Genomic DNA, 13,414 nt, shown 5'->3' with positions numbered 1-13,414 from the left:
GAGCATCACAATTCAAGGGGGGTGATCACAGGAAATCGACCTTGAAATCACCCCCAACGCTCAGAATCAGTGTTAGACTTCATGGTCTGAATTCAGCAAAGCTTTCATCTTCAAGCAAAATCCCCCACAGTCGATCGATTGCGGGGGATTTTTTCTTGGCTCAAAATGGGCTCGAGCCAATTGCTCGAAAAATTCGGTCAATCCTTCAGTGCCCCCTCAGCAGCCATTGAGCAAAAACTGATGGCAGCCGATCGCAACTTAAGCCTGATTCGACTCAAATTTCAAGGAAGCAGAATTCATGCAGTAGCGCAGGCCAGTGGGCGGCGGGCCATCGTCAAACACATGGCCCAAGTGGGCCCCACAGTTGGCGCAATGCACCTCGGTGCGGGTCATCCAGAGGGTGCGATCGACCTGAGTTTCAATATTCTCCGGGGCGATCGGCTGCCAAAAACTGGGCCAACCGGTTCCCGAATCGTATTTGGTATCTGAAATAAAAAGGGGCGTTCCACAGCAAACGCAGTTGTAGGTTCCGGGAGCCTTGTTATCCCAATGTTCTCCCGTGAACGCGCGTTCCGTGCCATGTTTGCGCGTCACTTGAAACTGTTCTGGAGTCAGTTGCGATTGCCATTCGGCATCGGTTTTTTGAATCTTAAAAGCCATGATCAAGAACGAAATGGGGGAGTAAAAACGGCGGCTGTTTTGCGCCAGAAATCTCTTCTATTGTGACAGATTTCTCGGGGTGAGCTGACCCGATCGAAAAAGCCAACCCTCAAGTCTGAAATTTCAGAGGAATTAGGTTTTTGGGATCAACACCTGGGGCCATTTAACCGTTCCTAAAGGGTGGGCGCGCTGCGGAACATCAGCCAGGACAGAAAGAAATTCACAACCAAAATCGCTAGCAAAGAGGTGACTACGGCGGAGGTGGTGGCTTGGCCCACGCCCTTGGCCCCGCCACTGGTGGTCAGTCCCCAGCCACAGCCGATCGCGGCGATTAGCCCCCCGAAACAAGCGCCTTTGATGGCGGCGCAAAACAGATCCCGCACTTCCAAAAAGGTTTTCACGGAATCAAGAAATTCATAGTGGGTGATGCCAAAGCCCAGTTCCGAAATGGTCAGTCCCGCCAGCATGGCCGCCAACAGTCCCAATTCCGTGAGCAGGGGCAGCATGGTGCAACAGGCCAAAACCCGAGGCACAACTAAATAATCGATCGGGTCGGTGCGCAACACGTAGAGTGCATCGATTTGCTCCGTCACGCGCATGGTGCCAATTTCCGCCGCAAAGGCCGACCCCACCCGCCCGGCCAAAATCACGGCGGCAAAAACCGGCGACAGTTCCCGCGCCATGGCCACGGCCATCACGCCCCCGATCGCGGAGGTGGCTCCATATTTGATAAATTCGCGGGCTACTTGGATCGTAAACACCGCCCCGATCGACACGCCGGCTAGCAGCACAATGCCCAGGGAGTCGGGCCCCACCAGGTGCATTTGTTCGATCGTGTTGCGGCGGTGAATTTTGCCACGGCTGAGGTGAACCAGGGTTTGACCACCAATCAGGGCGGCCGCTTGCAAGCGCTGGGCCCACTGTCCTAATCGAGAATCCGCAAGCTTGGCCATGGGAACGGGCTGGGGAATGGGCGAACTGTTCCTAGTTTAGGGCGACTGTCTGGCTTGGCCATCGATCGCCCGTTCATGCTGCCATCCGAGCGATCGGCTGGGGGATATTTTTTGCGGCCAAGTGGCCAAGGTGGATCGATTTGGGCCTCCCCAGTCCCCAAGAAAGATGCCACACTGGGTTCAGTGAGCAACGTTCAATTCCTCACACAACCTTCAATCATGACGCTTCACCAACTCAAGCGCATTTTGCAGCTCGATGGTTTGTTGCGAGATCCCCAACGACGAAACACCCATGAATCCTTAGCGGCTGCCCTTGATCGTGACAACGCTGTCGATCCGCGCATTATTCGCAAGGACTTAGGCTTTCTTAAAAAAGATTGTGGCGCACCGATTATCTATAACAGTCGTCGGGGACATCACTACAGCGACCCCGATTGGCAACTGAATCAAATCCTGATCACGGAAGGCGATCTGTTGGCGCTGGTGGTGACCGATCGATTGCTGGAAACCTATGCGGATTCGCCCTATATCCGGCAGTTGCGATCGGGCTTGCGGCGGCTGAGTGAGCGGCTGGACAGCAAGGTGGCGATCGAGACGCGTGAACTGCGCAACGATTACTTCCTGTTCCAAAGCAAGGCCGACTTGAACTTGGATTTGGCGGTGGTGAGTCAGCTAGAGCGGGCTTGTCGGGATGGCTACAGCGCTGAAATGACCTACCACACGGCTAATCGGGATGCGGTGAGCGATCGGGTGGTGGATCCCTACGGCATGTTGGTGCAGTACAACGCCCTGCAATTGCTGGCATTTTGCCACCAGCGCCAGAAGGTGATTACGTTCCGGGTCGATCGCATCTTGCAATTACAGGTGCTAGAGCAGCCTTTCCAGGTTCAGCCGGAATTCACCCTACGCAAGTACATGGCGACGGCGTTTCGCTGGGAGGTGGGCGACACGGCGCGGCGGGTGGTGGTGGAGTTCGATCGGGCAACGGCTCCTTTTGTGCGCGGGCGGCAGTGGCACAGCACGCAGGAGCTAACCGATTTGCCGGGTGGGGGACTGTTGCTGTCGATGGAGGTCAGCGGCTTACGGGATGTGACCCAGTGGGTGTTGAGCTATGGCAAGGGGGCGATCGCCCGGGAGCCGCCGGAACTGGTCAGGGCGATCGCGCAGGAGGTGGAGATCATGCAATGCCAATACGAAACGGAGACCTTTGAACGATGAGTAGTATCATGGACTGGCGAAGCACACCTCTGATGCCGCAAGGCGTTGAGCACTACACCGCTCGCTATGCTCTACCGAAGCATCAACAAAACCTCCGATTGCCGTTAGGCGCTCTTCCATATCCGACAATAGTCTCCTGCGCTCGTGTAGACAAAATTTCGATGTATACAGCTCGATATAGCGCTATGCTAAAATCATAGCGCAGTAGATATCGAAGGAGGTATTCGCTATGGTGCGGTCTAAATCACTCTCATCACACCCAGCGTCTCAAAAGGTACAAGGTGAACTCTTCCAGGAGCTCCAAGTGCCGGAAGAAGTAACCAGCGAGGAGCTAGATCAGATGTTGGAGAAAAAGCCCGGGTACTCGAATCGGTGCAAGTCTGCTGGCCGGCTAACAATTCGAGTGCAGACACGTTTTGGTTACTTTGTGACGGCCACATTTAGCCGTAAAGTAGCTGGCCGCAACCTGTGGCGGGTTAAGTACGATACGGGGTGGTCTTCTGCTGCTTAAGGGCCGACTGTTGTTCAGGGTTTAGTCCGGACTGTTCGACCTGACAGTGCTCTTGGTTTGATTTACAGTCCGGACTGTTCAAGACTTGGAAGCAAGCTGAATCTCAGGAATTCTATTTTCTGTAATGAAGCTCTCCTAAAAATTTCAGACTCTTTTAAAAGAGTCGCTTTCCTCTGACACCGTTAGGTGTATTCGCTTCATCAAAGACGAGGAACAGTTTATGAAAAGCCTTGCTACCCAGGTTGCAAAGTTTACTGTGCAGCCAATCAATTGCATCGAGTTGAGTTTTGCGCCGATCGCTGGTCAAGAGCTTCCTGCTGACGCGAAATATCGATTACCGGCTGCAATTTTTAAGCAGATTCCTGAGCTTCACGACTTACCAGGGCTGGCGATCAATACACTTGCTGGTATTCCCGATCGCGCCGGAAAGATTCAATTAGCTGACTGGTCAAGGCTGAAGATTCGCTGCCCCATTGAAGCATTGCCAAGTGTGCTGAAGCTGTCAGGGCAAACATTGCAAGTGGGTGGGTATTCACTGAAGTTGGGCAATCCTGAATTATCACCTTTGCGCCCTTCTCAGCATTTGCGTGCTCATTTGGTGGTGATTAAGCATCCTTCGGGGCAGTGGAATCAAATCACGCCTGATTGGTTTTTGGCAGCGTGCGATCGCCAGCTTCGAGCGATGGGAATTGAAGCGAATTTGGGAATTTCTGAAAATGAAAAAGGAGAACCCGATCGCAAAACCATGAAGATCAAGGGACAGTCCATTTTGGGCTACAGCTTGATTGTGGCTAATCTGAGTCCTGAAGATTCCCTGTTGCTTCAAGCCAACGGTTTAGGTGGCAAGCGTCGGATGGGATGTGGCTATTTCGTTCCCTGTCGTCTGTCCTAGGAGGTGAACGCCATGACGGATGAATTATGGGCCAAAAGCAAGCCACAAATTTCCCTCAAGCAACATTTGCTGGACACTGAAACAGCAGCACAATTTATTTTTCGGGATCGCATTCTGAAAAACTGGCTTCGCTTTTTCAAAGTAGCTACAGATGATCAGAATCGATTTCAACTACTGCTGTCTATTGCTTCATTAGGGCATGATCTTGGTAAGGCAAATCCTGAATTTCAAGCCATTTTAAAGCCTGGATCAGACTTGAAGCAAACTTTTCGTCATGAACACTTAGGTGGACTGCTATTCCATTTTCCTTCTGTCATTCAATGGCTCCGTCCTGCCGAGCTGGGTGAGAAAAAGTTTGATCGACTTTTGGTGACGGCTGCAATTGTTGGGCATCATCTCAAAACCGGGCCCAAGTGGTTTGAGCCGTCACCGAGCAATAAGCAAGAGCTATTGCTTAATTTAAACTCTGAGCAGGTTAATGCAATTTTCAAAAGAATTGCACAGCACCTAGATTTATCAGATCCATTGCCTAGTCTACCAGCAAGCTGGAAGTGTCAAGACCAAGAATGGCAGTCAGCTAGAGAGTCCGCGAAGGAAGCCTCTGGAAAGGGGCGTAATAGTTTTTGGAATTCGATCAGGGTTGGTACTTCTAGCTCACAGCGAGATGAAAGAAGAGCACTACACCTTGCCTTAAAAGCTGGTCTCATCGCAGCAGATACGGCAGCATCAGGACTTATTCGTGAGGGTAAAGATATTTCCGAATGGATTCAGTTAAAGCTACATCGTCCCGCAATTCAACCAGAAGATATTGAAACAGATATTCTTCAACCTCGATATAAAAAGCTTGCTGCTGAAGCGAAGAAAAGGGGCGAAATATTTGCTGTCAAGCCCTTTCAACTTAAAGCAGAAAATCTTGGAGACCGAGTTCTTCTACAAGCGGGTTGTGGCCAAGGAAAAACGCTAGCTGCTTATCTATGGGCTAAGGGTGTAGTACGTCGTCGCGAAATTGGTCGCGTCATTTTTCTATACCCCACTCGCGCCACTGCAACTGAGGGATTTCGAGAGTATATTGCTGCGGCTCCAGAACAAGATGCTGGCATGATTCATGGAACTAGCGAGTATGAGCTAGAGAAGCTAAGAAAGAAGCAGGAGGAGAAATTCAAATTAAATCAGGTACATGAGTTTGACATAGTATCTGATGATCCAAATCTTTATCTGGCTGCTAAAAACTATCAGCCTGATCCTCGATTGTACGGCGTTGGCTTGTGGGAAAAACGATATTTCTCAGCAACCGTTGATCGCTTCTTAGCATTTTTGAGCTTTGATTATGGATCTACAGTCCTCTTGCCGTTACTGGCAGACTCAGCGATCATTCTTGATGAAATTCATGCTTACAGTCGTCATATGTTTGACCAAACTATGGCATTTCTCAAAGAGTTTGATGTGCCTGTGCTCTGCATGACTGCAACACTTTCAAATACTCGCCGACAAGAAATCGAAGATATTGAAGGCTTTGAACTATACCCCAACCAGGGTAGAGATGTCCAAGAAGTGGATAAACTCAGGGAAAGCGAAGAAAAGGAACGCTATCATATTGAATCTAAGGATTATGAAGAAGCTCGAAAGCTTGCGATTAATTCATACCTTGCTGGTGAGCGAGTTTTGTGGGTCGTGAATACTGTTGATCGTTGTCAGGAAGAAGCCCGAAAACTTGATACCGAACAAGGGATATCGGGTTCCGTACTTTGCTATCACAGTCGTTTTAGGCTGATGGATCGCCAAAAGCGACATGAGGAAGTCATCGAGGCTTTTCAGCAAGAAGGTAAAGCAGCAATCGCAGTGACAACCCAAGTATGCGAAATGAGTTTAGACCTAGATGCTGATGTTTTGATCACTGAGCTAGCACCTTGTAGCTCACTAGTCCAGCGATTTGGGCGCAGCAATCGTAAAGGAAAACGTGATTACTCTAAAATTTTGGTTTATAAACCTAGGAGTTATCAGCCTTATACCGAGAGTTTGATGCTTAGTGCAGAACGATTTCTCTCTGAGATTATTGGCTCTCAAAGTCAAAAAGCTCTTTCTGAGAAGCTGGAAATCCATGAGCTTAAGGAGCCTGAAAATAACGGGAAAGCTCCTTTTTTAACTGATGGTTATTATGCAGATTCTCAAGAGAATGACTTTAGAGATATTGAAGAATGGACAAGAGACTCAATTTGTGATGAGAATTTAAGTCAAGTTCTTGAGGCAATTGAAGAGAAAAGACCTTGGGCAGCATATGTAGTCCCAGTTCCCAGGGAGCATACTACAAATGCCCATGAAAAGAATTCAAAGCTACCTAAGTATTTAGGTCTGGCTCCAGCAAGTAAATATCAGGAAAAATGGGGGTTTGTCAAATGACTTCAGAAACAATTTCGCTCGACTACCACTTAGCTCAGTTACCCACAGTCAGTCACCGAGCTGGATTGGCTGGATTGGCATTCCTCATCCTATATCTACACCGGTATGATCGTCATACAAAAACTGAAATCAAGTCCACTTTTTCGGAAAGCTCTTTACACTTTGAGTGTACTCAAAGTGGCTTGCAATCGCTTTTAAACTTGTTTTTTAGCGCTCATTATGAGTTGAGGTGGTCAAAAACAAAAATCAAAGATCCCATCGAGATTAAAATTGAGAAAGACCAGAGTGGAAAAGAACTCACACTGTACGGCTGGCATGGATTAGTCATTGATGGACTAGCTTTGTGTGATGAATCTGGTCTATGGAAAAGCTTATGGTCAGAATGGATGCTCAATACGATTCGAGCTTTTCCTAAGTCTAGGGAGCCATTTAAACTGAGAGCAGAGCGAGATCTGGCTAAACGTCAGAGTCGGCCATTTTCCGAAGAAGCGTTTCTCCAAGAAGCAAAAAAAACTTGGCAAGCATTGAAGAAGCCTAATGCACGTGCTGGCTTAAGTTCGTCGGCGATTATTGGTGCAGAAGCAGCAACAGCAGAAGGTGTCAGTCTAGAGAATACTAATGCTGAACAGTTTCTACTCAATTTCTGGCCCGTCGTAAGTCAGCCTTACATTCCCTGCAAGTTTAAGCCTAATGGTGATCGCGAAGACTGGGGCTATGCCGTTGCAATTCCTGATGTTTTGAACTTAGAGCTTTTTGTAGAGTCATTTGATGACATCTTGGGTCTTCGCTCTAATGCAAAATACGGCTATCGACCAGCAGAAGCAATGGTAGAACTGCCTGAAGAGTCTGCCCTTGAATCTTTACGCCAAATTCAGGAACGAATCGATCATATTCCGACTGCTGGTGACGATATTGAGTCAAACATTTTGGGCTTTGAAGTATGCCACGCCTACCGCCCTGATCCTCAACGAGGCCCAGAATTGAAGTCTATTGCTTACTTGCCTGCCAATTTCCCTGGCATCAGTCAATATGCAAAGTATCGCACGAAATTGTGGTGTCCTTGGGTTCGGCGACATTTGTTGCAAAATCTCCTACGGGGCCTAAACTGGACAGAACGTTGGGATGAATTGTTTAGCTGGGTCAAGGTTGATGAAGCACATTCCAAACAATCAAATTCTGATGACCACTCAAAACCCGAGGATATAGATCAAAATCAAAAAAAGATCAAGTTTGACAATCGCTACTTTGTCGATGATTGCTGGATTATTCTCCAAGGAGAGCTTGTGGAAGTTCCTGAATTAGTCAAAACCCTGAATTCGTTGTGCCATCGATACCTTGAAGCACGCTTAAAAGATCGTGGACTTGCCAAACAAGATCTGCATAAGCTGGCTCGTCAGGAATTTTTAGCTGTACGTTCCTATGCAAGTGCTGAAGCTTTTCAGAAATACTTTTTTGGAAGACTTTGCAGCCGAGTCTCCCCGGGATCGAAGCCTGATCAGTTCACAGAAATTGCCCAAGAAGTCTTTGATTCACCAGAAAAGGTTCGCGGGCTAACAATGCTAGCACTAGCAAGCAACTTCAAGTATAGGGATAGTGGTTCAAAGTCTGAAGAATCTGAAGAAAAGGATTCCGAGTCTACTGCTACTTGAAACTCGCTAATTCTTAAACCTCAGATGCCCGTTAGGGAAGCTTTTAGTTTTTGTCAGCAATCTGAGAAACCATGGCAACTCAACAACCGATCTTGAATTTGTTTGCAACGGTTTTGACCCATGCTGCGCCGAGCAGTAACTATCGCGGTGAATCGGAGCAAAATCGCACAGTCTTACAGAAGATTGAACGATCAGATGGGCAATATGTGATCGTTTCAGCAGACTCGATTCGCAATGCTCTGCGAGAAACTGTGGCGAAGTTTGATTTTCCCTGTAACCGTGAGCGGGTTTATGACGAGGGTCAGCTAGCTGTAGCTTTTGAGGATTTACCAAATCCCGATCGCTACATTGATGATTGGGCTTTTGGTTACTTGGTGGCTGATGAAAAAAAATATGCCAAGGAAATGAGCCACCCTGCCAAGCGCGATAGCGTGATTCGCTTGAATTTGGCAGTGGCATTGGAAAAATATCGCTTTGATGCCAGCTTGCATCAATCACCAAAGAGTGTGAAGAGGCCACGCACGAAAGTGTTTTGGTTTAACTCCAAAGAATCGGCTTTGTTGCATCGGGAAACGAGCTACACGGCGTTTCAATATCCGTTTGCGTTAGCAGGGCGCGATTGTTTAGCCAAGCCGGATTGGACTAGGGCATTGCTGCGGGGAATTGCCGAGCTAAATGAGGTGGCCGGTGGCCATGCTCGCAACTATTTTGAATTTGCGCCGAAGTCGATCGCAGTGCGCCTAACGCCGAAGCTGGTGGCAGGGTTTGAAACCTATGGCTTTGATGCGGCTGGTCATTGGGGGACGATCGCGCGGTTGAATGCGGATGATTTGCCCCCGGCAGAATTTTGGCTGGGTGGCGAATTGGTGCGGAATTTGTCACCCGAACAGGCCCAAGCCCTAGAAGCGGCCGGAGCCAAACTGTTTGCAAATCCCGATCGCCTGTTGTCAGCAGTAGCCGATGCATTCCTGGGAGGCCAAGGCCGTGCTGCTGCTTAGGGTGAAAGCTCCCTTCGCGGCGTTCCGTCCCTTGCAAGCGGGTACTTTTCGATCGACCACGGCCACCATCACCCCCACGGCTGCCTATGGGTTGTTGTTAAATTTGGCAGCGATCGAAACGCGAGATTGGACAAAAATCGCCAAATCTTCCACACCTATGCGATCTGGTTTACCGACGGTTGAGTTGGCGATCGGGCGCTTCAATCCGCTTAGTTCCTATGAGCGAGCAACCCTATTTCAACAGTTGCATAACGTCCCCGTCGGCAAGGTTCCGCCGGAAAATTGGGAGCGATCGAAAGGCACAAAACCCAACATCAAACCCGTGCGTCGGGAAATTCTGCTGAATCTCGATGTGGTGTTAGCCGTTCGGTGTGATGCTGATTTGCAAGCCAGAATTTTGGCAGGTCTGGCGGGTGAATTGAACAACGAACGCTATGGTTTGCCCTTTGTGGGTGACAACAACTTCCTGCTAGATGACATTGCCGAATGGCTTCAGCCAGAACCCGTGCAGTGGTATGCCCGTGTCGGAGAAAATGATGATCCGCGTCAGGGAACCTGCCGATTAACCACTTGGATTGATCGCACGAATTCTAGCCAAACCAAAACGGAGGTTTTTGCACCCACGATTGAGCCGTTACCGCAACCGCCGGATGCAGCCTGGGTTCAATTACCGAAGACCTAAATCCTTTTAAGTCGTAAAAGGAGGGCGGAAGACGTGATCGAAAAGAGCACCTACGACACCGATTTCTATGGCTGGACGATCGCCCAGGCCGCCCTGCTGCGCGATCGCAATGCGGCGGCGATCGACTGGGAACGACTGGCGGACGAAATTGAAAGCATGGGACGACAGGAGCGTAAGGAACTCGTCAGCCGGTTGCGAATTTTGTTGGGGCATCTGTTGAAGTGGCGCTATCAACCCGATCGCCAGAGTCGTTCTTGGAGCACCACCATTCGGGTGCAGCGCTTGGAAATTCGCAAGCTGCTAGCCAAAAATCCCAGCTTAAAACTAGTGATCTCGGAAGCCTTTGCCGAAGCCTACGAGTTGGGGCGACTGTTGGCGATCGATGAAATGGGTTTGGAAGATTATGAGGAAAATCTCGTGCCTTCAGCATCACCCTTTGATTGGGAATTTGTGATCAATTCCGATCAGTTTGATGCGCCGGATTTGAGCTGACCACCAAACAGATAAGGGGTTTAAAGCCCTTGCCCCCAACCTGGCGACCGAATCAGAGAAGTTGCGGTGGGAGCTATCGAAGATCTTGAAGCCGGAGGATGATCTGTTGATTTTGGGGGTTTGCGATGCCTGTGTGAGGCGGGCGCAGCGCTGCAATGACTCGGTGGATTGGGCGTTGAAGCCGGATAGTTTTCGGATGTTGTAGGTTTGGGCAATTGACAAGCACCTCTGGCTGTGGCGGGGTGATCGGGTTCTGCAATGGCTGGAGGTGTTTTGGGGCCTGGGTTTGGAGCGTTTTGGGAGATTTGGAGATGCTTGTAAATGGCTGGAAGGCTTGTGGGGCAAGGGTTGGGCGATCGGGAAAATGTCAATTGTTTGCGGTTCTTGGGGCGCTCGGGGGCGATCGGGTAAGATGCTTGTAAGGTTGCATTTCGGCGCTTGTCCCGTAAGGGTTTCAGGCGGCGGCGTGCCCAAACCTCTGATGCCGTAAGGCGTTGAGCACGCATTGCCGATAACCCGGTGGTCTTGGGTGGCGGCAGCGTGCCCAAACCTCTGATGCCGTAAGGCGTTGAGCACGCGCGGGTAGCCCCACCGTCGCAACTGATCGCGTGTGCCCAAACCTCTGATGCCGTAAGGCGTTGAGCACATTAACGTCAGCCCCGGTGGAAGCAATGGCGATGGGCGTGCCCAAACCTCTGATGCCGTAAGGCGTTGAGCACAGGCTCCTTACTGTCCAACGTTTTTACAGAACGCGTGCCCAAACCTCTGATGCCGTAAGGCGTTGAGCACGCGATAGTCGATTCGTGGGTGGTCGCCCCTTGGTGGGTGTGCCCAAACCTCTGATGCCGTAAGGCGTTGAGCACATTCTTGGATTATCGCAATCTTGACACTCCCAATTGCCGTGCCCAAACCTCTGATGCCGTAAGGCGTTGAGCACTTGCTGGCCCGCTGGGCGATCTGCCCCAGCCGCCGCTCCGTGCCCAAACCTCTGATGCCGTAAGGCGTTGAGCACGCTTGGCCGCCACAGCAAGCCGATCGCACTGGGCGATCGGTGCCCAAACCTCTGATGCCGTAAGGCGTTGAGCACATCATGGGATACGAGGCGATCGTGGGGAGCTGTTGTGCCCAAACCTCTGATGCCGTAAGGCGTTGAGCACGCCAGCGGTGGAGGCTCGATCACAACGTCGCCGGTTTGTGCCCAAACCTCTGATGCCGTAAGGCGTTGAGCACACAACCACCAGTCCTCTATCTCCGTCATAACAAAATGTGCCCAAACCTCTGATGCCGTAAGGCGTTGAGCACCGGCCACTAAAGCGGTTAATGACGGTACTGCTACAGAGTGCCCAAACCTCTGATGCCGTAAGGCGTTGAGCACTCTATTGGGACAAAGACCCTTTACCCTACGACCCAGTGCCCAAACCTCTGATGCCGTAAGGCGTTGAGCACTAGACCAAGGCAATATCCTCGCCATCCCTTTCGAGTGCCCAAACCTCTGATGCCGTAAGGCGTTGAGCACGCCAGCCCTGGATCGAAGTCAGCGACGGCACGGAAACGTGCCCAAACCTCTGATGCCGTAAGGCGTTGAGCACTCACAGAATTAAGGTCGTCAACGAAACTCCAGACCGCAGTGCCCAAACCTCTGATGCCGTAAGGCGTTGAGCACCAACAGCAACAACAACGTCGCCCTCATCCGGAACTGGCGTGCCCAAACCTCTGATGCCGTAAGGCGTTGAGCACGGTAATAAATCCTCTAGCGGGTAGCCCCAGTTGTGGAAGTGCCCAAACCTCTGATGCCGTAAGGCGTTGAGCACGGCTGCGAGGGTTCTGCGATCTCGTTGCGGATGGGCTGTGCCCAAACCTCTGATGCCGTAAGGCGTTGAGCACCAATCCTCGCCCTCCAAGAAGGAGGGCGTTAAGCCGTGCCCAAACCTCTGATGCCGTAAGGCGTTGAGCACCCCAAACTTTGAGATCAATCGGAGGCGGTATGCGCCCTGTGCCCAAACCTCTGATGCCGTAAGGCGTTGAGCACGGCCGCAAAGATCCCGGCAGGGGTAACCGGCCAGGGTTGTGCCCAAACCTCTGATGCCGTAAGGCGTTGAGCACTTTAGGGTGTAGTGGATCATGCTGCACCTTGATCCCTTTGTGCCCAAACCTCTGATGCCGTAAGGCGTTGAGCACCCCATCAACCCGATAGCCGTTGCGGGTTAGCCAAGTGCCCAAACCTCTGATGCCGTAAGGCGTTGAGCACTCAGCTTTCTCAAGTTCAAGCCGATAGCGGTTTTTGGGTGCCCAAACCTCTGATGCCGTAAGGCGTTGAGCACATTGACATTTTCGGAAAAGAGCAATGGATTTTGATTGTGCCCAAACCTCTGATGCCGTAAGGCGTTGAGCACGGCCGGCTATAACGTGGCCCAACTTCGGCAAATCGTGCCCAAACCTCTGATGCCGTAAGGCGTTGAGCACCAACCACCCGTCAACATCGACATCGACCTAAACGGCCGGTGCCCAAACCTCTGATGCCGTAAGGCGTTGAGCACATCAGTGATCATGTCAGGATCACGATCACTTTTTGGGTGCCCAAACCTCTGATGCCGTAAGGCGTTGAGCGTAGCACAGCACAGCACAAAAGAGCGATCGGGAAAAGGCCTCAAACCTCCCCGATCGCCCCACCCACTTTTCAACGCAACGACAACAGCCGCCGCATCAGGCTCATCACCTCACCAGGATTTTGGGTTGGCTGCATCGGTGACCATTCGTACAACTCCGCAAAGCCGCGCAGATACAACACACGGATCGTGTTTTCCACCGCACGCGGCGACCCAATCACCATCACCTTCACCGTTTCGCGCCCGTCCAATCGCGCGGGCAACGGATCGAGCGCGGATTGCCCCTCAGTCAAGGATTCCGGGGCGATCGGCGTTTCCACAAAGTCAGTTACAGTCGTCATGGCCGTTCCTCCTGA

10 protein-coding genes and 1 CRISPR repeat array are annotated in these 13,414 nt (G+C 50.9%); of the genes, 7 read left to right on the top strand and 3 right to left on the bottom strand.

What is annotated here, in order from left to right; all coding sequences use genetic code 11:
* Nucleotides 1-258 precede the first annotated feature (258 nt).
* Together msrB and AC2IAX_RS18080 are read right to left on the bottom strand one after the other, a co-directional pair.
* The gene (gene msrB, locus AC2IAX_RS18085) at nt 259-660 is read right to left on the bottom strand and encodes a peptide-methionine (R)-S-oxide reductase MsrB (protein ID WP_494388686.1); all 402 of its coding nucleotides are present in this window, start codon (nt 658-660) and stop codon (nt 259-261) included.
* Nucleotides 661-833: 173 nt separating this feature from the next.
* Nucleotides 834-1,613, bottom strand: coding sequence for an MlaE family lipid ABC transporter permease subunit (locus tag AC2IAX_RS18080; protein ID WP_494388685.1), 780 nt, complete (start codon nt 1,611-1,613; stop codon nt 834-836).
* A 219-nt stretch (nt 1,614-1,832) separates the two neighbouring features.
* Here AC2IAX_RS18080 and AC2IAX_RS18075 point away from each other — a divergent pair, with 219 nt between their 5' ends.
* From AC2IAX_RS18075 to AC2IAX_RS18045, 7 genes are all read left to right on the top strand, one after another.
* Nucleotides 1,833-2,831, top strand: a complete 999-nt coding sequence (locus AC2IAX_RS18075; RefSeq protein WP_494388684.1) for a helix-turn-helix transcriptional regulator — start codon at nt 1,833-1,835, stop codon at nt 2,829-2,831.
* 731 nt (nt 2,832-3,562) lie between these two features.
* The gene (gene cas6, locus AC2IAX_RS18070) at nt 3,563-4,234 is read left to right on the top strand and encodes a type I-MYXAN CRISPR-associated protein Cas6/Cmx6 (protein ID WP_494388683.1); all 672 of its coding nucleotides are present in this window, start codon (nt 3,563-3,565) and stop codon (nt 4,232-4,234) included.
* 12 nt (nt 4,235-4,246) lie between these two features.
* Nucleotides 4,247-6,631: a CRISPR-associated helicase Cas3' gene (gene cas3, locus AC2IAX_RS18065; protein WP_494388682.1), complete on the top strand. Its 2,385-nt coding sequence runs from the start codon at nt 4,247-4,249 to the stop codon at nt 6,629-6,631.
* Nucleotides 6,628-8,280, top strand: coding sequence for a type I-MYXAN CRISPR-associated protein Cmx8 (gene cmx8, locus AC2IAX_RS18060; protein ID WP_494388681.1), 1,653 nt, complete (start codon nt 6,628-6,630; stop codon nt 8,278-8,280). The genes cas3 and cmx8 overlap by 4 nt, the downstream gene beginning before the upstream one ends.
* Nucleotides 8,281-8,351: 71 nt before the next feature.
* Nucleotides 8,352-9,278 (top strand): type I-B CRISPR-associated protein Cas7/Cst2/DevR, encoded by a 927-nt coding sequence (cas7i, locus tag AC2IAX_RS18055; RefSeq protein ID WP_494388680.1) that lies wholly within the window; start codon nt 8,352-8,354, stop codon nt 9,276-9,278.
* A complete protein-coding gene (gene cas5, locus AC2IAX_RS18050) occupies nt 9,265-9,960 on the top strand; it encodes a CRISPR-associated protein Cas5 (protein ID WP_494388679.1) in 696 nt (231 codons plus the stop codon). The genes cas7i and cas5 overlap by 14 nt, the downstream gene beginning before the upstream one ends.
* Nucleotides 9,961-9,993: 33 nt before the next feature.
* On the top strand, nt 9,994-10,452 hold the full coding sequence (locus AC2IAX_RS18045; protein WP_494388678.1) for a DUF29 domain-containing protein: 459 nt from the start codon (nt 9,994-9,996) through the stop codon (nt 10,450-10,452).
* A 466-nt stretch (nt 10,453-10,918) separates the two neighbouring features.
* A CRISPR array of direct repeats spans nt 10,919-13,061; the repeat unit is 36 nt; unit sequence GTGCCCAAACCTCTGATGCCGTAAGGCGTTGAGCAC.
* A gap of 68 nt (nt 13,062-13,129) precedes the next feature.
* Here the strand turns inward: AC2IAX_RS18045 and AC2IAX_RS18040 are convergent.
* On the bottom strand, nt 13,130-13,399 hold the full coding sequence (locus tag AC2IAX_RS18040; RefSeq protein WP_494388677.1) for a peptide ABC transporter substrate-binding protein: 270 nt from the start codon (nt 13,397-13,399) through the stop codon (nt 13,130-13,132).
* Between the last annotated feature and the right edge of the window lie 15 nt (nt 13,400-13,414).

The sequence above is a fragment of the Limnothrix sp. HT2024 genome (assembly GCF_059138625.1).
The sequence above is the reverse complement of the archived record's forward strand: the minus strand, read 5'-3'. Positions and strand labels throughout refer to the sequence as shown.